General features: G+C 59.1%; 16 protein-coding genes and 2 pseudogenes. 17 read left to right on the top strand and 1 reads right to left on the bottom strand.

Features of this window, described 5'->3' with window-relative positions; genetic code table 11:
• Window positions 1-443 precede the first annotated feature (443 nt).
• The 11 genes from P9A16_RS27805 (at window position 444) to P9A16_RS27755 (ending at window position 11,161) form a co-directional block, all read left to right on the top strand.
• Window positions 444-1,445, top strand: coding sequence for a C4-dicarboxylate TRAP transporter substrate-binding protein (locus P9A16_RS27805; protein ID WP_278026220.1), 1,002 nt, complete (start codon window positions 444-446; stop codon window positions 1,443-1,445).
• Between the two features lie 46 nt (window positions 1,446-1,491).
• On the top strand, window positions 1,492-1,992 hold the full coding sequence (locus P9A16_RS27800; RefSeq protein WP_278026219.1) for a TRAP transporter small permease: 501 nt from the start codon (window positions 1,492-1,494) through the stop codon (window positions 1,990-1,992).
• Complete coding sequence (locus tag P9A16_RS27795; RefSeq protein ID WP_278026218.1) at window positions 1,989-3,269, top strand: TRAP transporter large permease; 1,281 nt, start codon at window positions 1,989-1,991, stop codon at window positions 3,267-3,269. The genes P9A16_RS27800 and P9A16_RS27795 overlap by 4 nt, the downstream gene beginning before the upstream one ends.
• Before the next feature lie 12 nt (window positions 3,270-3,281).
• Window positions 3,282-4,058: an enoyl-CoA hydratase/isomerase family protein gene (locus P9A16_RS27790; protein WP_278026217.1), complete on the top strand. Its 777-nt coding sequence runs from the start codon at window positions 3,282-3,284 to the stop codon at window positions 4,056-4,058.
• Window positions 4,045-4,878, top strand: a complete 834-nt coding sequence (locus P9A16_RS27785; RefSeq protein ID WP_278026216.1) for an IclR family transcriptional regulator — start codon at window positions 4,045-4,047, stop codon at window positions 4,876-4,878. Before P9A16_RS27790 ends, P9A16_RS27785 begins: the two co-directional genes overlap by 14 nt.
• A gap of 362 nt (window positions 4,879-5,240) precedes the next feature.
• Window positions 5,241-6,410, top strand: coding sequence for a CaiB/BaiF CoA transferase family protein (locus P9A16_RS27780; protein ID WP_278026215.1), 1,170 nt, complete (start codon window positions 5,241-5,243; stop codon window positions 6,408-6,410).
• A 66-nt stretch (window positions 6,411-6,476) separates the two neighbouring features.
• Window positions 6,477-7,577 (top strand): hypothetical protein, encoded by a 1,101-nt coding sequence (locus P9A16_RS27775; RefSeq protein WP_278026214.1) that lies wholly within the window; start codon window positions 6,477-6,479, stop codon window positions 7,575-7,577.
• Window positions 7,574-8,293 carry an SDR family NAD(P)-dependent oxidoreductase gene (locus P9A16_RS27770; protein ID WP_278026213.1) on the top strand — a complete coding sequence of 240 codons (720 nt, stop codon included), beginning with the start codon at window positions 7,574-7,576 and terminating at the stop codon, window positions 8,291-8,293. The genes P9A16_RS27775 and P9A16_RS27770 overlap by 4 nt, the downstream gene beginning before the upstream one ends.
• 8 nt (window positions 8,294-8,301) lie before the next feature.
• Window positions 8,302-9,324 (top strand): zinc-dependent alcohol dehydrogenase, encoded by a 1,023-nt coding sequence (locus P9A16_RS27765; protein ID WP_278026212.1) that lies wholly within the window; start codon window positions 8,302-8,304, stop codon window positions 9,322-9,324.
• Between the two features lie 3 nt (window positions 9,325-9,327).
• Window positions 9,328-10,227, top strand: coding sequence for an amidohydrolase family protein (locus P9A16_RS27760; protein WP_278026211.1), 900 nt, complete (start codon window positions 9,328-9,330; stop codon window positions 10,225-10,227).
• A gap of 61 nt (window positions 10,228-10,288) precedes the next feature.
• A complete protein-coding gene (locus tag P9A16_RS27755) occupies window positions 10,289-11,161 on the top strand; it encodes an SMP-30/gluconolactonase/LRE family protein (protein WP_278026210.1) in 873 nt (290 codons plus the stop codon).
• A 24-nt stretch (window positions 11,162-11,185) separates the two neighbouring features.
• Here P9A16_RS27755 and P9A16_RS27750 read toward each other — a convergent pair whose 3' ends face one another.
• Window positions 11,186-11,875, bottom strand: coding sequence for a GntR family transcriptional regulator (locus tag P9A16_RS27750; RefSeq protein WP_278026209.1), 690 nt, complete (start codon window positions 11,873-11,875; stop codon window positions 11,186-11,188).
• A 313-nt stretch (window positions 11,876-12,188) separates the two neighbouring features.
• Here P9A16_RS27750 and P9A16_RS27745 point away from each other — a divergent pair.
• The 6 genes and pseudogenes from P9A16_RS27745 to P9A16_RS27715 all read left to right on the top strand — a co-directional run bounded on the left by P9A16_RS27745 (window position 12,189) and on the right by P9A16_RS27715 (window position 18,278).
• A pseudogene (locus P9A16_RS27745) lies at window positions 12,189-13,387 on the top strand (mandelate racemase/muconate lactonizing enzyme family protein).
• A 56-nt stretch (window positions 13,388-13,443) separates the two neighbouring features.
• On the top strand, window positions 13,444-14,673 hold the full coding sequence (locus tag P9A16_RS27740) for an ABC transporter substrate-binding protein (RefSeq protein WP_278026208.1): 1,230 nt from the start codon (window positions 13,444-13,446) through the stop codon (window positions 14,671-14,673).
• A gap of 59 nt (window positions 14,674-14,732) precedes the next feature.
• Window positions 14,733-15,599, top strand: coding sequence for a carbohydrate ABC transporter permease (locus tag P9A16_RS27735; protein ID WP_278026207.1), 867 nt, complete (start codon window positions 14,733-14,735; stop codon window positions 15,597-15,599).
• Window positions 15,599-16,429 carry a carbohydrate ABC transporter permease gene (locus P9A16_RS27730; protein ID WP_278026206.1) on the top strand — a complete coding sequence of 277 codons (831 nt, stop codon included), beginning with the start codon at window positions 15,599-15,601 and terminating at the stop codon, window positions 16,427-16,429. The genes P9A16_RS27735 and P9A16_RS27730 overlap by 1 nt, the downstream gene beginning before the upstream one ends.
• A pseudogene (locus P9A16_RS35825) lies at window positions 16,426-17,183 on the top strand (SDR family NAD(P)-dependent oxidoreductase). Before P9A16_RS27730 ends, P9A16_RS35825 begins: the two are co-directional and overlap by 4 nt.
• Window positions 17,184-17,192: 9 nt before the next feature.
• Window positions 17,193-18,278: an ABC transporter ATP-binding protein gene (locus tag P9A16_RS27715; RefSeq protein ID WP_278026203.1), complete on the top strand. Its 1,086-nt coding sequence runs from the start codon at window positions 17,193-17,195 to the stop codon at window positions 18,276-18,278.
• Window positions 18,279-18,648: the final 370 nt, after the last annotated feature.

The raw sequence follows: 18,648 nt of genomic DNA, 5'->3' as shown, positions 1-18,648 counted from the left end.
TCCAGGGAAGGCTTTGTTGCATTTATCAGGCTCCGCCCAAGGCCGGCCGAACACTCGGTTCCATCGCAATCACTTGGAGTTCACATACAGAAAATGCTTTCATATATGACAACGATAGTGAAACGCGTATTGCTGTCAAGGCGTGAAATCAGGTCAGGGTTTTGGCCACCCATCCAAATTGGAATTTCCATTTTCACATATGTAAATTACTTTGACATATGGAAGTAATCGAGATAAAACAGCAGACAGGGCCAGATATGCCGCTGTCAGACCTGGGAGGACGCGATGACACCTTATTGGGCGGGCTCGATTGACGGCATTTAGACCAGATTGAGGCGACTGGTCGCGGGGTGCCGAGATGATGGCGCTAATCGCGGCGATCGCACCGAGGTGCTTCCGCGGCGGCTTTAACCAAAATTCTGAAACCTGAGAGGAGCGCAAGCATGACACAATCTATCTATCGGACGGTCGCAAAAGCGATCGGCGCGACATCCATCGCGATATTGGCTTTTGCCACCGGTGCCATGGCGGCGGACTATGAAATTCGGTTGGCTCACGTGACATCGGACAAGGAGCCTATCCAGCAGGCGATGGAGCAATTCGCCTCCAAAGTGGAGCAACGCACAGACGGCAGGGTTCATATCGAAATCTTTCCGAACGGCACGCTTGGCTCCAACCCCGAGGTTTATGAGCAGGTTCGTGCCGGCGCGCCGATAATCACCGTTTCGGACCCCGGCTTTCTGTCAGACTTTGTGCCGGACTTTGGCGTGCTGGGCGGACCTTACCTGATGGACGACCCGCGAGACTTCCAGAAGATCCTCGCTTCGGACCTCTACGGCGACATGAAAGGCAAGCTCCGCAGCAATGGCGGGATGGAGCTTCTGGCAATGAATTGGTTCTTCGGCAACCGCAATATGATCGCCGACAAGGCAGTCCATTCTCCCGCAGACACCAGCGGGATGACGGTGCGCACACCCGAAAACATCATGTGGGTCGAAACGTTCAATGCGATGGGTGCACGGCCGACTCAGCTCGCATGGGCCGAAGTCTATACGGCACTATCCACCGGCACGGTCGACGCGGCCGAGGCGCCGCTGCCATCGATTTACGGCGCGAAGCTCTACGAAGCGAAAAAGACAATTTCTCTCACGGGTCACTTCAAAGGCTTCACCGGACTGATTATCAACGCAGACTACTTTGCTTCGCTGCCCGACGACATCCGCACCGCCCTATCTGAAGAGGCGGAATCTGCGGGCGTCTACATGACCGACCTCATGTTGAATTCCGAAGAGGAGTGGATTTCCAAACTGGAAGCAGAAGGCGTCACCTTCAATCGCGACGTTGACCTGGCAGCTTTCCGTGAGGCGACCAAGGGCGTGTATGAAAAATTTCCGGCCTGGACGCCCGGCCTTTATGGTCAGATCCGCCAGATCCTTGACAATTGATCATCGCTGGGGAGCGGAATGCCGCTCCCCCATCCGGGAGGCCAATTTGCTTTCGAATCCACTCACTCGACTTCTTATCCACCTCGAAAACGCCGCTATTTTTATCGCGCTTTCTGGGCTCGTCCTGGCTGTAATTTGGGGCGTTTTATCGCGCTACGTCACGACCCACCCAGCGATATGGACGGGCGAGGTGTCAGGCTTTCTCTTTACCTGGGTGGTGTTCATCGGAGGAATGGCCGCCTACCGGCGCGGCCAACACATCCGCATCACGCTGTTCGTGGATGTGCTGCCGGAGCGAATAAGCTATCTCGTCCGGCGTTTCGCTGATCTGACGATGATCGTTTTCCTAGCCTACGCTACCTTCCTGAGCGTCGAAATGACAATCCAGGGAGCCTCGCGTCCTTCGGTCGCGCTGCGAATTCCTTTCGCGGTCGTCTATGCCTCGACCGTCATTTCCTTCGCAGTGATGTGCCTGACAGCGGCACTTCGATTCATTGGCACCTTGCCGGAACCCGAGCCCCGTGCGACAACAGAGGATATACTGTGACCATATTTCCCGCAGCCGTCCTGCTTTTCGGCTTCTTGATCGGCATTCCGGTCGCGTTTTCGATCGCGATCGCAGCTCTTGTCTTCTTCGTCCAGTCAGGCGCCATGCCGCACGAAATCTTCATTCAACGGATGGTTGCCGTTACCCATTCCTTCCCGCTTCTCGCGGTGCCACTTTTTGTTATGACCGGGGTTGTCATGAATTTCGCCGGAATCACCAGGCGGATGATGGACCTTGCCGAAGCCATGACCGGTCACTGGCGCGGGGGTCTCGCGCATGTGAACGTGATGCTGTCGACGCTGATGGGCGGCGTTTCCGGATCGGCCAATGCCGACGCCGCCATGCAGTCGAAGGTTCTCGTTCCGGAAATGACAAAGAGAGGCTATGATCTCGGGTTTTCCGCCGCGGTAACGGCCTCCTCCTCAATCATCAGCGTAATCATACCCCCCGGCATCGGGCTCATTCTTTACGGCTTCATGGGCGACGTCTCCATTGGAAAGCTTTTTCTGGCCGGGATCGTGCCGGGCATTCTGCTGTGCGTGGCGATGATGGTGCTGGTGGCTTACATGGCGCGGGGGGGTGTAATGCCTCCGGCGTTCGACAAGCGCGTCAGTTGGTCCGAGCGCGGCCGCGTCTTCCGCCGTGCAGGTCTGGCTCTGCTTGTGCCGTTCGGTATCGTGCTGGGCATCCGGTTCGGCTATTTCACGCCGACGGAAGCCGGGGGAATGGCGGTGCTGTTCGCCGTCATCGTCGGTATTCTTCAGGGCGAACTCAAACTCGCCCATATCCGACCGATCCTCGAGCAAACGGCCGAAGCAACGGCGATCATTTTGATGGTGATTTGCGCTGCCAATGCCTTCGGCTTCTATATGACATGGGAACGGATCCCCACCACCATCGCTGCATGGATGACCGACCTAACGAGCAATCCGCTCCTGCTGCTCCTCATCATCAACCTTATGCTGATCGTGGTCGGTATGTTCGTCGAAGGGTCCGCGGCTCTCATCTTGCTGACGCCGATTCTCGTTCCCGTCGTCACCAAGCTCGGCATCGATCCGGTGCATTTCGGCATTGTGATGGTCTTGAACCTCACGATCGCCGGCGTGACGCCGCCGCTGGGAACACTAATGTTCACGACCTGCGCTATCACCGGGGTTCCGATCGGGCGGTTCGTCCGAGCCTCACTGCCTTTCTACGCGCTGCTGTTCGCTGTGCTGATTATCCTGACCTATGTGCCGGAAATCTCGCTCTGGTTGCCAAACCTGAAATTACAATAAGGAATTATCCGCATGTCGGAAGGAATCGAAAATGAAGGGCGCGTAGTGCTTGAACGCAATGGGGCTGTGGGGGAGATCGTCCTCGATCGACCGCGAAAACACAATGCTCTGACGCCTGAGATGTACCATCAAATCGTCGCAGCCTGTGCGGCCGCAGATGCGGATGCGAATATACGCGTCGTCATCTTCCGCGGTGCCGGCGAGCGTGCGTTCTGCGCGGGCTCCGACATAAAGGCTCTGGAAGGCTACGAAGACTTTTGGGCATGGCGCAACCGCGTCGATTATATTCCGCCAATCAGAAATCTTCGCAAGCCGGCCATTGCCGCCGTGAAAGGATGGGCGTTCGGAGGCGGGCTCGAGATCGCGCTTGCCTGCGACATCCGCGTCGTCGCACGCAACGCCGTTTTTTCGGCCCCCGAAGTCTCGTTGGGCTGGAACGGCGCCGGCGGCGCCGCCCAGCATCTGACCCGTATGTGCGGCTACGGCCAGGCGATGCGGCTCCTGTTGACCGGCGATCGGTTCGACGCAGAGGAAGCGCATCGCATCGGTATGATCGAGATGCTGGTCGAGCCAGGCGAGGAAGACGAACAGGCCCGCGAACTCGCAGGCCGGATTGCCGGTCACTCGACCGTTGCGACGCAGGCAGTAAAGGCTGCCGTGCGCTCGGCAATGGATATGCCTGTCGCGTTGGGGCTTTCCTTCGAGAACGAACTCATGTCACTTTGCTTCGCAAAGGTCGATCGCGACCGCATCGTGAAGGAGAAGCGAGAAGAGAATGGAGAAGGATGAGATCGAACAGGCGGTCGACAAGCCGCTGCGACGCAACAAATCCTCGGTACCCTCGGTAGAAAAGGCGTTCGACGTAATAGAGCTGTTGGCTGACCAGCCGAACGGCCTCACAATGAACGAAATTATCGACCGCCTCGACCGCACCATGGGCGAGGTCTATCGTATCGTGATCTATTTGTGCGAGCGGGGCTATCTTGAGCAGGATGTCGGCACGAATCGTTATGGTCTGACGTTACGACTTTTCGAACTATCGCATCGCTACGAGCCGACCGAGCGGCTTCTGGTCCGTGCAGTCCCGATGTTGGAACGTATTGCTGCACTGACCGATCAATCCTGCCATCTCGGCATTCTCAATCGCACGAACGTTCTCATCCTTGCCTCGGTCAAAAGCCCTCGCCCGGCAGGTTACTCGGTTCGCACGGGATCGATGTTTCCCGTGCAACAAACCTCGACGGGCTCGATCATTCTCGCCTTCTCGGAGGAACCTGTGCAGAAGCGTTTTCTTGCGCGTCTGCAAGCGCCGGACCGGGAGGAAGCCGCCACGAGGTTTGCCCAGATCGCCTCTCGCGGATATGAGGACCGACCGAGCCAGATGGTCGACGGGATTCGAAATCTGTCGGCGCCCGTTTTCGACAGTCGTGGAATCGTGGCTGCAATTACCTCAGGCTATATCGCGCAGCCTAACCAACTGGTCTCGGCAGAGGAAGCCTTGAGCAAGATTCGGACGACGGCACTCGAACTGTCTCGCGACCTTGGTTTTGACGTCGAACGAAGCCCGTACCGGGAGGCCCTCTCCAGCGAGCCTGCCAGCAACATTTGAAGTAAAAATTGATCCGAGCCGCAGCTGGCCTGCGGCTCGTATTCGGTCTGACAAAGGCCTACCGGCATCATAGTTCCGGCGACTATCGTCGCCATGGCACAGGCGCGAAAACAAGAAACTATGCGCGGATATCGGGATTACGGTCCACCGGCAAAATCGGGATCGTTTCGCAAGGCGCCAGCCCGTAGAGATTTCCCCTTCACTCACGCTGAATTCCGTCAGCCGTTACCGGTTTGGTCCGCGCCCAAGGCGTCAGCAGAAACTGGCAAGAATCGTGTTGGAAATCGCATGAGGAAATTACTTGCAATTTTCGTTTGTGAAAGCTATTTTCACTTAAGAAAAACAGCCTGCGAGGCAATACTATGTCGAAACCCTCGTCTCCCCTACCCCTTGAGGGTATGCGCGTGCTTGACTTCGCACAATTTCTGGCGGGACCGGCCGCCGCAATGCGGCTGGCCGATCTCGGGGCGGATGTCGTCAAGATCGAACGACCCCAAGGCGGTGATCTCTGCCGCTCTCTCGCAATCAACGAGCAATATCTCGACGGATCGAGCCTGCTCTTCCAGACTTTCAATCGTAACAAGCGCAGCGTTGCAGCCGACCTCAAGGTCGAGGCAGATCTCGCAGCAGTGAAGCAACTGGTCGCGACCGCTGACGTGATGATCCACAATTTCCGACCGGGCGTCATGGAGCGCATCGGGCTCGACTACGACTCTGTCGCAAAGATCAATCCCTGCATCGTCTACGGCTGGGTAACGGGCTATGGAACGAGCGGCCCCTGGCGGGACAAGCCGGGCCAGGACCTGCTCGTGCAATCGATGTCCGGTCTCGCCTGGCTTCAGGGCAACCGCGACGACCCGCCTATTCCCGCCGGTTTGCCCATTCTCGACAGCGCCACCGCGCTTAACCTGACGCAGGGAATTCTCGCCGCCCTGTTGCGGCGAACGACGACGGGTCGCGGCGGCCTAGTAGAAGCGGATCTGCTCTCCACTGCCATCGATCTGCAGTTCGAGCCCATGACCGCGTATTTCAATGATCGCGGCGACAATCGGCCGTCGCGCAGCGAGATCGCCAACGCCAATCTCTATGGCGCCGCGCCCTACGGCATATACGCCACCGCCGACGGCTATCTGGCCATTGCCATGACACCCCTTGCCCGGCTTTCGGAACTGCTCGGCTGTCCGGAGATCGGGACCTTCGACCAATCCGAGGCTTTCGCGTGCCGGAACGAGATCAAGCCAGTTGTCGCAAAAGTTCTGGCGTCAAAAACGACCGCCGAATGGCTGGCCGTTCTCGAGCCGGCTGACATCTGGTGTGCGCGCGTCATGAACTGGCAGGAGCTCGCGGAGAGTGACGGATTTCAGGCACTCGACCCGCTCCAGACGGTCACAACCGAAAGCGGAGAGCAGGCGGTAACGACGCGCTGCCCATTCCGCCTCGACGGCCGAACGCTGACCTCCACGCGGGGGGCGCCGAGGCTGGGAGCACACACCTCGGAGATCCTGGACGCAATAAGCCCCGCTTCGACTTGACCGTCCCTCAAACCAAGGACGCGCATTAACATTTAGGGAGGGATTACCTTGGTGCGACTTAAGGGAATGACATGGGACCATCCGCGTGCCTACGATTGCCTGGTCGCGGCAACAGCAGATTACGCAAATCAGACCAGTACGGACGTCCACTGGGAGAAGCGCAGCCTTCAGGCCTTTGCCGACGTGCCGATCGAGACCCTGGCGCGCGAATATGACCTCATCGTGCTCGATCACCCGCATGTCGGGCAGATCGCCGAAAGCGGGTGCCTCGTCCCCCTGCCCGACATGCCGTCCGAGGTTTCGCTCGGCGGTTCGGTGGAATGCTATAAGTGGCAAGGACGGTCCTGGGCGTGGCCGATCGATGCGGCCTGCCAGATGGCAGTGACCCGGCCCGACCTTTCCCGCGAATTCCCCAAAACCTGGGAACAGATCCTGTACGGCGATGCGAAACATTTCGGCCTGTTGACCCCGCTTCTGCCGGTCGATGCCTTCGATATGATGCTGACGCTGGTCGCCTCGCATGGTGAGGAGTACCTGCCGCTCAGCCCAAGCGAATTCTGCTCCGAGGCAAACGGCATCCTTGCCTTGACGATCCTCAAGCGGCTCTTCAAGCTCGGTCCGTCCGAAGCAGTGGCGATGAACCCGATCAAGGTGCTGGAGGCGCTCTCCACCAGCGACGACTTTGCCGCCTCGCCTTGCCTGTTCGGTTATATCAATTATGCGCGCCCCGATTTCCGCCCGCACCGGCTGCGCTATGTCGATCTGCCCGTCTTTGCGGGCGTAGGCGCACGCCGCGCCATTCTGGGCGGCGCCGGGATTGGCGTCTCGGCCCTGCGCGGTAATGCTGAGACTGCACAAGCTTTCGCGGCCTGGGTCACTTCCGAGCCCATTCAGGGCGGCGTTTATCTGCACAATCAGGGTCAGCCAGCCCATCTCGGCGCCTGGCTTGCCAACCGTCGCGACCCCTCTTTTGCAGGCTTCATGGACGGTGGCTTCGAGACCATCCGCACCGCCTGGACGCGTCCGCGCGACGCCTGGTTCCTGCTTTTCGTCGACGACGTGTGCGAGGTTATCACCGACTTCTTCCTGAAGGATCAGGACGAATTCGCCTTCCTGGCACAGCTCAACCAACTCTACTGCAAACACACCACAAAGGCCGCAGAATGAAGACCATCATCATTACCGGGGGCAACAAGGGGCTGGGCCTCGCCCAAAGTGCCCTCTTCCTAGAGCGCGGCTGGAGCGTCTACGCCGTATCGCGCAGCAAGGGCGATCTCGACACGCTGCCCCAGGACAACCTGCATTGGATCGAAGCCAATCTCTCGGACTGGAGTGATACTTCATGGCTGGACGCGATCCATGCAAACGCGGGCCGTATCGACGGCCTCGTCAACAATGCGGGCGTGCATCTGAAAAAACCGGTCTGGGACGTGGCCGCGGACGAGCTCGACGGCGTGCTCGACATCAATGTCAAGGCGATGTTCCTGGCCTCCGGCCGGTATATAGCACTTCAGAAAGATCGGGGCGGAGCGATCGTCAATATCTCGTCGATGGGTGGCCTGATGGCATTGCAATCTGCAGCGGCTTACGTCACAGCCAAGACCGCCGTGGTGGGATTGACACGCTCGATCGCCCTCGACGCCGCACCGATGGGGTTCCGCTGCAATGCGGTCTGCCCCGGCTTCATCGAAACTGACATGACGCGCGCAATCCTGGCGAAGGACCCGGCGCGGCGTGATCGGATCGAGGCACGCATCCCCTCGCATCGCTTCGGCCTGCCGGAAGACGTCGCCCGCGCGATTTTCTTCCTGGTCTCCGACGAATCCCGCTACATCAACGGCGTCGCCCTGCCGGTCGACGACGGCTACTCCATCGGCTTCTGAGGCGCCCCATGTCTATTACCGCTACTGTCCTGTCCGCCGCAAAGACCATCGATATCGTTGACCGCGACCTGCCGGATACCGTACCTGAGGGTCAGGTGCGCGTGCGCCTGGCCACCGCAAGCCTTTGCGGCACCGACCTTCACTACTACCGCCACTTCCAGAATGCCGGATTCCTGCTGCAGCGGCCGGTAACGCTGGGCCATGAGGGTTGCGGGCATGTCGTCGATCCGAACGGATCCGGTTTGGCACAGGGTCAGCTCGTCGCGCTCAATCCGATCATCAACTGCGGCACCTGCGACCAGTGCCAGGCGGGCCAGGAAAACTATTGCGTCAACAAACGATTTCCCGGATCGGCAACCACGGTTCCCCACATCGACGGCTTCTTCCAGGCCGAGTTTGATTTCCCCGCCAATTGCTGCCATCCGGTCCGCGAGGGCACCAACCCCGATCATCTGACCTTCACGGAACCGTTGGCCTGCGCCATGCATTCGGTCACAGTCTCGGGCGCGACCAAAGGGTCGAAAGTGCTGATTACCGGCTGCGGGCCGATGGGGCTGCTGGCGCTGGTCGCTGCCCGTGCGGTTGGGGCCGACGTCGAGGTTTCTGATGTCAGGGCCGATGCCGTCGCACTTGCCGTCAAGGTTGGGGCTGCACGGGGCTATGTCGCCGGCACGGACGAAGTTGCCACGCTCGCTTATGACGCGGTCATCGAAGCATCAGGTTCACCGCACGCCTTTAACCAGGCGCTCGAGGCGGTGAAGCGACAGGGCCGGCTATCGATCCTTTCTAACATCCAGCCGTCTGCCACACCGATCAACCTGCACCGCATCATGCTGAAGGAAATCGTTGTCGCCGGTTCCTTCCAGTTCAACAAGGAATTCCGCCAGGCACTGGACCTTATTCAGTCCGGTACGGTCGATTTCGACCAGTTGATTGCCGCGCGCTTTGGCCTGAAGGACACCGGTCCCGCGCTGGAACTGATGCTTTCTGGCGGCGCTGCGGGCAAAATTCTGATCAAGCCCGAGCTCTAGCAGATGCTGCCGGCCATCATCGACGCACACATCCACTGGCGAGATCCTCTCCATCACCGCTACGAGCTGTTGTCGGATGGGATATCGGAGGACGGATCGCGCGGCGGCAAGCCGGCGCCAACCTATCTGCCCGACGATTATCTGCATGATGCCGCGCCAGCGGCGATCGTCGGCGTTGTGCACATCGAGGCGGAATACGACAAGTCCAATCCAGTCGGCGAGACCCGCTTCCTGCACGACCTGGCCGCGGCGGAAGGGACGCACGGACTTCCCATGGCTGTGGTCGGCTTCTGTGACCTTGCGGCTGCTGACGCCGAACGCGTGTTGGCCGCCCACGCCGCTTTTCCAATGATCCGTTGTATCCGCCAGATCCTCAACCGGGTGGAGGGTCGGCCCGACCTTTGTTGGGCGAGCGCGGATCACCTGGAAAACCCGAACTGGCGGGCAAACTATGCCAGGCTCGCGGATTATGGCTTGCATTTCGATGCTATGTGCTTTGCCCATCAGATGGCACCCCTTGCGCAACTTGCCGCCGCGCATCCGGACATTCCGTTGCACCTCGAACATGCAGGGATGCCGTGGGATCACTCGCCCGCCGGGCGTAGATCCTGGGCGCAAGGGCTCCACGCACTGGCCGCGCTACCCCATACTGATGTCAAGATTTCCGGCTTCTGCAACACGATGGCGGACTGGAATGTGGACACGATCCGCGACTATGTGCTTGAAACAATGGACATTTTCGGACCTTACCGGGTAATGTTCGCCTCCAATTTCCCGACCGACAAGGCCGCGTCGGATATGGCGACCATTTGGGCGGCGTTTGACCACATAACGATCGGATTCAGCGCGGTAGAGCGCGAAGCCATGTTTGCCGCGAACGCGCGGCAGGCCTATCGGTTCTGACCGGATTTGCGAGGCCGCTTGGTATGACCGTTGTCGGGCCTTTCTTAAAAGGATGACGTCTTTGGAGTCACGACTGCTGCCGACCGACAATGCGAAGGTCTTCGACGAGACGCCCTGCCAACTGGGTGAAGGCGTATTCTGGCATCCGCTACGTGAACAGTTGTTTTGGTTCGACATTATTGCCCGCCGCCTGATGTGGCACGAAGGGCCGGATCTTCGGGTCTGGCAGTTCAAGGAGTACACAACCGCCGCCGGCTGGGTGGATAGAGATAACCTGCTGATTGCTACGGAAAGAGGGCTTTTCGAATTTGAGATCGCCACCGGTCGTCGCCGCCTGATCGTCCCGCTCGAGGACGCCGACGCTGGCACGCGGTCGAATGATGGCCGCGCCGATCCGTGGGGCGGTTTCTGGATAGGAACCATGGGGCTCAATGCCGAACCTGGTGCCGGCGCCATCTATCGCTACTTCCGCGGCGAGCTGAGAAAGCTGATTTCCTCGGTATCGATCTCCAACGCGATCTGCTTTGCGCCCGATCGTAGCGCCGCCTATTACAGCGATACGGCGACCCAGCAGGTCATGCGCCAACCTCTCGATGAAAGCGGCTGGCCAACCGGTGTGGCCGCACTCCACATAGATCTGCGCGGCAGTGCAAGTTTTCCCGATGGCGCGGTTGCCGATGCTGCAGGCTGTCTCTGGCTCGCCGAATGGGGTGCCGGCCGGATCGGCCGCTACGATCGGCAAGGACAACTTATTTCGGCTATTTCCCTGCCTTGCCTGCAGCCAACCTGTCCGGCGTTCGGCGGCAAGAACCTGCATACTTTGTTTGTTACCTCTGCGAGCGTCAATATCACGCCACCAATGTCATCTTCCGGCGCCACCTTCAGAATCGAAACCGACATCGAAGGCGTGGCCGAGCCCCGCATCATTCTTTGAATCAGGAAATTTCCCGAAGGACGATCAGGCCGGCTCTGGCGACCGATCGATGCCGCGAATGCCGAGAGCCCGCATCTGTTGCGACATTTGCACGAAAGATCCCTCGACATGCTTTCGGATGACACGGTCGGCCTCTTGTGCATCATTCCTGCGAAGTGCGGCGATCAGCGCATCGTGTTCCTCGATGATCGTGCGCAGGCGTACCGGGCCGATGCGGAACGGGGATGCGTGAACGTTCAGCGCCCTGCGGAGCTTCCGCCACGAATCTGCGGCGACATAGTTGTAGTGGTAGCTGACAATCTTGCCATGAAACTCCGTATCCAAGCGGCGAAAGGCCGTCAGGTCCTGTCCGCCTTCGCGCCGGAGCGCCTCCTGGATTTCGGCGATTTCATCGATCATCTCGGGCTGGGCGTACTCGGCAAACCACTTGACGAAATAGGGTTCCAGCAATTGCAGTACCTCGAAAATGTTCTGCAAGGTTTTGGCATCGGCCTGTTTGACAATCGCGCCGCGATTGGGGTGGATCTCGACGAATCCCTCTCCCTCCATCTTGCGTAGCGCCTCGCGCACCGGGCTTGCGCTAACACCGAAGCGCTTGGCAAGTTCCGATATTTTCAGGCGCTGCCCGCCCACCAGATGTCCGGAAAAGATGTCATCGAGGACTGCCTCGAAAAGCGTTTCCTGTTGGGCCCGCTCGCTGACCTCCAGAGACACGTCGTTACTCCCATCAAAGTTTCAGACCGGCCCGTCCCTTTTGGGGCCTACGAACCGTCACCCTACACCGACCGGGATGCGCCAAGCCAGCGCGATCTGCCCCTCCGAGGCGATTATTGTCGATTTACTTTAAAAAATAGTCGACGATCTGAGTTTATATATGCATCGAAATGTCATCGATTGCCTTTAATTTTCTCAAGAGAGGCTCCATGACTGTCGCCGACCATCGTCTTCCAGACGCCGCCGTATCTACTTCGAGTCCAATCGTGGTTTGCTGGATCGCTGCGGCGGAGTGCAGGTTATGAACCGGGCAATGCGAGGTCAGAACCTTCCCGACGAAAACAGCCGGCCCGTCGCCGCGGCGCGAATCGCAGCCATCGAGACTTTCTTGGCGCGGGTGGGTCAGCGCAATCAGCTTCTCGTTAAAGTCACCTCGGAAGACGGGCTTTTTGGCTGGGGCGAAAGTGGACTGTCCTCGCGGGAAACAGCTGTGGCGGCGATGATCGACTGCTTTGCCACGTTTTTGAAGGGGCGCGACTCTCGGCGAATCGGGCGGATTTGGCAGGAGTGCCATCGAAGCCAGTATTTTGAGGGCGGCAGGGTCATTACGGCGGCGATCTCGGCGCTGGATATCGCGCTGCATGATCTACTGGGAAACCGTCTGGGCGTTCCGGTCCATCAGCTGCTCGGCGGCAAGCAGCGAGAGCGGATTCCCACCTTTGCCAGCTCGATGTCGCGTTCGATCGAAGGGCTTCTGGCCGATATAAAAGTGCTTGTCGACGCGGGCTGGACCTGCGTCAGAACCTATCCCGGCAGCTTCGGCCAAGGCGACATTTTCGATCCGCGCGCCTCGCTCGCCCAGACCGCTGCCGAACTCATGGCCATTCGCGAAACCTTTGGCCGCAGCTTGACGCTCGGCGTCGACCTGCATCACCGCTATACGGTGGCTGAAGCGGCAAGCTTCTGCAACATGATGCCTTCGGGGACCCTCGATTTTCTCGAAGAGCCGATTCGCTCGGAAACGCCAGAGGCCTACAAAGTCTTGAGGGCGATGACAGATATCCCCTTCGCCGTCGGTGAAGAATTTTCCTCGAAATGGGAGGCCGCACAGTTTCTCGATGCCGGATTGACGCAGTTTATGCGACTCGACATCTGCAATATCGGCGGCTTTACCGAGGCTATGAAAGTGGCCGGCTGGTCGGAACGTCACTATGTCGACCTGATGCCGCACAACCCGCTTGGTCCGGTTTGTACCGCGGCCACAGTGCATCTGTCGGCCGCCGTCCCGAATTTCAGCTGGCTCGAAACCCGAATGTCTCCGGTTGAGAGCCTTGGCTTTCACGACCCGAATATTTTCCCGGTGCAGGTCAGGATGGAGGGGCCGGACTGTATCGTGCCAGACGAGCCTGGGCTTGGGGTCAAGGTCGACGAGACCATGCTCGCCAAGCGCGAGCGGAACACGTCGAAGCTCCTCACCTCCGTCGACCCGACGGCTCAGTTACCAACTGGTGAGTGATTACCCCGGAACGGGGACACGAGAAGGCCGAAAGTCGATTGGAGGAGAAACGATGAAGGTCGAAGTCAAAATTCTGGCCAGCGCTACGGCCCTGGCCCTGATAGCCGGGACGGCTTTCGCCGATCCCGTGACGCTGGAAGTTACTGCCTGGAAGGGTAACGAAGCCGAACCTGCCGGGCTGCCGGACTTGATCAAGAAATTCGAAGCAGAAAATCCCGACATCAAGATCGACTTCTCATATATTGGCCGGTTGGACACGGACACCGTGCTGCCGCCCCGCTTGCAGGGCAACAATCCGCCCGACGTTATGATGACCGACATGCCGCTGGTAAAGCTTTGGGGCGAAGCGGGTCTATTAGCGGATCTCGGTACTGACAGCGAATGGTACGGTCACATTTCCGAGTCTCTCAAGGAGCCGTTGACCACCAACGGCGCGGCCTACATCATGCCGCTCGAAGTCATCGGGATGGGCAATTTCGTCAATATGGGCCTGTTAAAGAAGGCAGGCGTCGACGACGCCCCAACGACCATCGACCAGTTGAAAGAATCCTGCGGGAAATTGGCGGATGCCGGCATCGAGCCCCTCATTTTCACCGGCGGCTTTTCCGCGCCCCTCTTCGTCGCCGCCAATGGCCTGGAGAGTTCGGATGTTTCAGCGTCCGATCTCGGCTCGGGCGCGTCCAAATTTGCCGACAACGCCTCGTTCAATGCGACCATTTCGCTGATCCGGGATCTGGTGGAGGCGCGTTGCTTTGATCCAGCCGCACAAGCTGGGCTCGATCCCTGGAGCACCGGCCTCAACGAGTTTGCCGGTGGAAACTTCGCGATGATGCCCCAGGGCGCCTGGAACATTGCCGCCTTCAAAAAGGTCGAAGGGCTGGATTTTGTATTCGCGCCAATCCCTTCGGCCAAGGACAGCGGCGTTGCGCTTGACCTGTTCGGGATCGGTTGGTCGGTCGCGAAAGTCAGCGAGCATCAGGACGAGGCGCGGAAATTCGTCGAATTTTTCGCAAAGCCGGAAAGCCTGAAGGCGCTCGCGGATGCGGAGGCGGCCTATTCGCCCTTCGATGACGGCGTCAGCGGCATGCCGGATCTGGCCAAGCCGTACGACACCGCCCGCAACAACGGCGGCATCATCAATTTTCCCATCGCCCTTCTGCAGTGGCCGAAACCGCTGGAAAAGGAAATGTGGGATAGCCTGACATCGTTCCTGTTGGATACGTCGCAGGACAGCAAAGCCATTCTCACCCGCTGGGATGAAGCGGTCGAGGACTCCATGTAACCAGAGACCAGCCTGGAGCACGCCCGCGTGCTCCAGGCTGCCGCTACGGGACAAGGAAAATGATCTCGAAACGATCAATGTTTTTCTTCATCTTGCCGGCGCTGATCGTTCTGGCGGTTTTCTTCGTCTACCCGATCCTGTTGTCCTTTCAGTTGAGCTTTACGAATTTCACCGGAGTCGGCGCCAAGGACTTCGTGGGCTACGATAACTATCCAAAAATCGCGAATCGCACCCGATATCCTCATGCAATGTGGGTGACCATCAAGTTCACGTTCGTCGTCGTATTGTTCCAGACTTTAGCGGGCTTAGCCTTCGCCGCAATGTTGCACCGGCGCCCTGCCGTTAGGAACTTCTGCCGGGCCGCGCTGTTTACGCCGGCGATGATGTCGTTCGTCGTCGTCGGCTATATATGGCAATTCATTTATTCGCCCTATTCCGGTGCACTGAACAGTTTGCTGCGCGATGCAGGTCTGGAGGCCCTGACCCGGGGGTGGCTCGGCACCCCCTCAACCGCGCTTTATGCAATCGCGATCGCCCATATCTGGATGTTCGTCGGTTACACCACCGCTATCTTCCTTGCCGGCTACGCCAATATTCCCGGCGAGATTGAGGAAGCCGGCCGCCTGGATGGCGCCTCGTCATGGCAGAGGTTCCTGTGGTTGGAAGTCCCGCTTCTCGCGCCCTCTTTCACAGTTAACATCATGCTGTCGACAATTGGAACGCTGAAGACATTCGAGCTGCCCTTCATCATGACGCGCGGCGGTCCGGATGGCGCGACGAGCACTTTCAGCCTGGAAATCATCGATCAGCTCTTTTCAAAGTATCGTTTCGGCTTCGCTTCCGCGCTTTCCATCGTCATGCTCGTGGTCGTCGTCGCGGTTGCCGCCGTACAGAATGCCTATTTGCGTCGCCGGGAGGAGCATTGATGCCGAACTGGTCCAACCGCATGCGCGGCCTTTTGGCCGATGGCGGCCTTCTGGCGCTGGTGGGCGTGATGCTGCTACCGGTCGTCTACATGATAATCATGTCTTTCCGCACGGCGACCGAGATTGCGCAGACGCCGGTCGGACTGCCCGAGCATGTTGCCTGGGGCAATTATGCAGACGCCCTGGACGCGATGAACTATGTGAGAGCAGTGTTGAACTCGATCGGAATCACGCTCTCGGTGGCGGTCCTGGTCTCGCTGTTCGGCTCAATGGCGGCCTATCCGCTGGCGCGCAACAGGAGCCTGACCGCCCGGCTTCTCATCATGCTGATGGCGCTGGGCCTGGCCACGCCCAATTTCGTTACCATTACGCCGATCTATGTGATCTTCCGGTCGCTGGGTCTTCTAGACAGCTATCTCGGCATCATCCTTGCTTTTACTGCCCTGAACCTGCCGCTGGCGGTGTTCTTCTATGTGGGTTTCATCGGCGCCATACCGCGCGAACTTATCGAAGCGGCACGACTCGACAACTGCGGCGACTGGCAGGTCTTCTGGCATGTTGTGCGGCCGCTGCTCGGACCGGCCACTGCCACACTTTCCCTTTTCGTGATGCTCAGCGTTTGGAACGACTTCACATATCCGTTGCTGCTGCTGACCGACAAGGACAAGTTCACGGTGACCATTTCGGTATATCGTTTCGTAGGCAATCAGAACATCACGCCGGAGACACTGTTTCCCGCCGCCGTGCTCGGCTCCCTGCCGCTTCTATTGCTATTCGTCATCTTCCAGCGGCGCATCGTAGCCGGCGTCACGGCCGGGGCCGTCAAATGACCAAGCGGCTGGAAGGACAAACCATCTTCGTCACTGGAGCGGGCGCGGGCATTGGCCTCGGGATCCTCAAGGCGCTCGTGTCTGAAGGCGCGGTGGCCTATGGGCTGGACTTTATGCCCGAAGCGGTGGCAACGATCAGGGAGGCTGGCGGCCGGCCGATCACCGTCGACGTTACCAACGCTGTGGCCTTTGTACAGGCGATAAACGATGTGCGCGGTCAGTCTGGGCGGCTTGATGGTCTGGTCAACAATGCCGGTCAGACGCTTACCCAACCGTTCCTCGAAGCCGATATCGCGCTCTGGGATCGGCTGTGGCAGGTAAACCAGCGCCCGGTTTTGGTCGGCGCGCAGGCTGCGGCCCGCATCATGGTAGCCGACGGGCGCAAGGGCGCAATCGTCAACGTCGCCTCTGTCCACGCCGCGGCGAGCGATCTTTCCTATGAAGGCTATGCGGGCACCAAGGGGCCGTGCTGGCGATGAGCCGCGCCATGGCGTGGAGCCTTGGACCCCACGGCATCCGGGTAAATACGCTGTCCCCTGGTCTGACAATGACAGAAAAGGTTGCTGCGGTCGCGGCGGAGCCAGCAAACGCGGCGCTGTTTGCCTCTTGGCATGCGGACGGACAGGTCGCAACCGTCGACGAGGTCGCCCAAGTGGCGGCCTTCCTCTTGTCGGGTGCGGCCTCCGCCCTGACCGGGCTCGAAATCATTGCCGACAAGGGCACGACCGCGCGCCTTTGCAACGTCGGAACCTGAGGAGCAGATATGAGCGAAGTCAGCTTGAAGGGCGTCAGCAAGAATTTCGGAGAAGTCAGGGTCATCCACGGCGTTGATCTGGAAGTTGAAAAGGGCTCTTTCTGCGTTTTCGTCGGGCCTTCGGGCTGCGGAAAATCGACGTTGTTGCGCATGATTGCCGGGCTGGAGACCACAACACGAGGCGCCATCTCCATCGGCGAGCGGGATGTGACCAATGTCGATGCCGCAAAGCGCGGCATTGCAATGGTGTTCCAGTCCTATGCCCTCTATCCCCACATGACGGTGCGTGAAAACATGTCTTTTGGCCTGAAAATGTCCGGTGTTCCCAAGGCCGAAGTCGCGTCGAAAGTGGATGAAGCTGCCCGGATCCTGAAGTTGGACCCCTATCTCGACCGCAAGCCGAGAGCGCTGTCCGGCGGCCAGCGTCAGCGCGTGGCAATCGGCCGCGCCATCGTGCGTGCGCCAGAGGTCTTCCTATTCGATGAACCGCTTTCGAACCTCGACGCGGAACTCCGAGTGCAGATGCGGCTGGAACTGGCGCGCCTGCACCGCGAACTCGGCGCGACAATGATCTACGTCACTCATGACCAGGTCGAGGCGATGACGCTTGCGGACAAGATCGTCGTGCTCCGCGCAGGCCGGATCGAGCAGGCGGGGCCACCACTGGCGCTCTATGAGGACCCCGACAATCTGTTTGTTGCGCAATTCATTGGATATCCCCGCATGAATATCGTCGAAGGAACGGTCATCGCCTCCGAAGGCGGCCAGGCCCGAATTGCTATTCCCGCTCTCGGCGACCTAGTCCTGCCGGTCCCCCATAAAGAGCCGCTGGCCCAAGGGCGCGCGGTTCTCGCCGGAATGCGCCCGCAACAATTCGGCCCCGAAGGCGACGTCGCTATCCTTATCAGGATAGATGCGGTCGAGAATCTGGGCGGGGTAACGTTTGCCTATGCAGAGATCGAAGGCAGCGAGGCGCCGTTCTGCATCGAAAGCCGCAAACCGGGGCAAGAGGTCGGTGGAATGCTCGAAACCCGCTTCGCCAGCGGCTCGGCTATGATCTTCGACCCGGCGACAGGCCAAAGGTTGCGCGGATGAGTGCCTTCTGCTGACAAACTTACACGATCCCGCCAGGCGCCAGTTTACACCGGATCGGATCGGACTTGCTACCATCACCCGCTCCCGACAGCGCCGGGACAGCACCGCTGTCCGGTTCGCCGAGCAATATTTCCCGCCTGAAGCGAGCGCCTTCGGAACACGCGTGGAGCGAGCGTGCAACACGTCCGACGCCTCCTTTTAAATAAACGACAATATCAACATCTTAAATCATAGCTAAATTTTTCTCTCACGGCGATCGTTTTTACATGCAAAAATAACTTGCATATTCCAATATAAAATAGTTTTTTATATGAGAGACGGTGAGGAGGATACCCGCCGCTCGCGACGGAGGAATAAGTCAAGTCATTTG

Source organism: Shinella sp. 838, from assembly GCF_029623935.1.
In the GTDB taxonomy this organism is placed as follows: domain Bacteria; phylum Pseudomonadota; class Alphaproteobacteria; order Rhizobiales; family Rhizobiaceae; genus Shinella.
Note: the sequence above shows the minus strand (reverse complement) of the source record. Positions and strands in the feature narration are given on the sequence as shown.

Bases quoted from the DNA above. Each gene is read 5' to 3' on its own strand.
- P9A16_RS27770 (WP_278026213.1), top strand. From the start codon at position 7,574: ATGAAGACCATCATCATTACCGGGGGCAACAAGGGGCTGGGCCTCGCC.
- P9A16_RS27805 (WP_278026220.1), top strand. From the start codon at position 444: ATGACACAATCTATCTATCGGACGGTCGCAAAAGCGATCGGCGCGACA.
- P9A16_RS27780 (WP_278026215.1), top strand. From the start codon at position 5,241: ATGTCGAAACCCTCGTCTCCCCTACCCCTTGAGGGTATGCGCGTGCTT.
- P9A16_RS27775 (WP_278026214.1), top strand. From the start codon at position 6,477: ATGACATGGGACCATCCGCGTGCCTACGATTGCCTGGTCGCGGCAACA.
- P9A16_RS27740 (WP_278026208.1), top strand. From the start codon at position 13,444: ATGAAGGTCGAAGTCAAAATTCTGGCCAGCGCTACGGCCCTGGCCCTG.
- P9A16_RS27735 (WP_278026207.1), top strand. From the start codon at position 14,733: ATGATCTCGAAACGATCAATGTTTTTCTTCATCTTGCCGGCGCTGATC.
- P9A16_RS27790 (WP_278026217.1), top strand. From the start codon at position 3,282: ATGTCGGAAGGAATCGAAAATGAAGGGCGCGTAGTGCTTGAACGCAAT.
- P9A16_RS27765 (WP_278026212.1), top strand. From the start codon at position 8,302: ATGTCTATTACCGCTACTGTCCTGTCCGCCGCAAAGACCATCGATATC.
- P9A16_RS27730 (WP_278026206.1), top strand. From the start codon at position 15,599: ATGCCGAACTGGTCCAACCGCATGCGCGGCCTTTTGGCCGATGGCGGC.
- P9A16_RS27715 (WP_278026203.1), top strand. From the start codon at position 17,193: ATGAGCGAAGTCAGCTTGAAGGGCGTCAGCAAGAATTTCGGAGAAGTC.
- P9A16_RS27760 (WP_278026211.1), top strand. From the start codon at position 9,328: ATGCTGCCGGCCATCATCGACGCACACATCCACTGGCGAGATCCTCTC.
- P9A16_RS27785 (WP_278026216.1), top strand. From the start codon at position 4,045: ATGGAGAAGGATGAGATCGAACAGGCGGTCGACAAGCCGCTGCGACGC.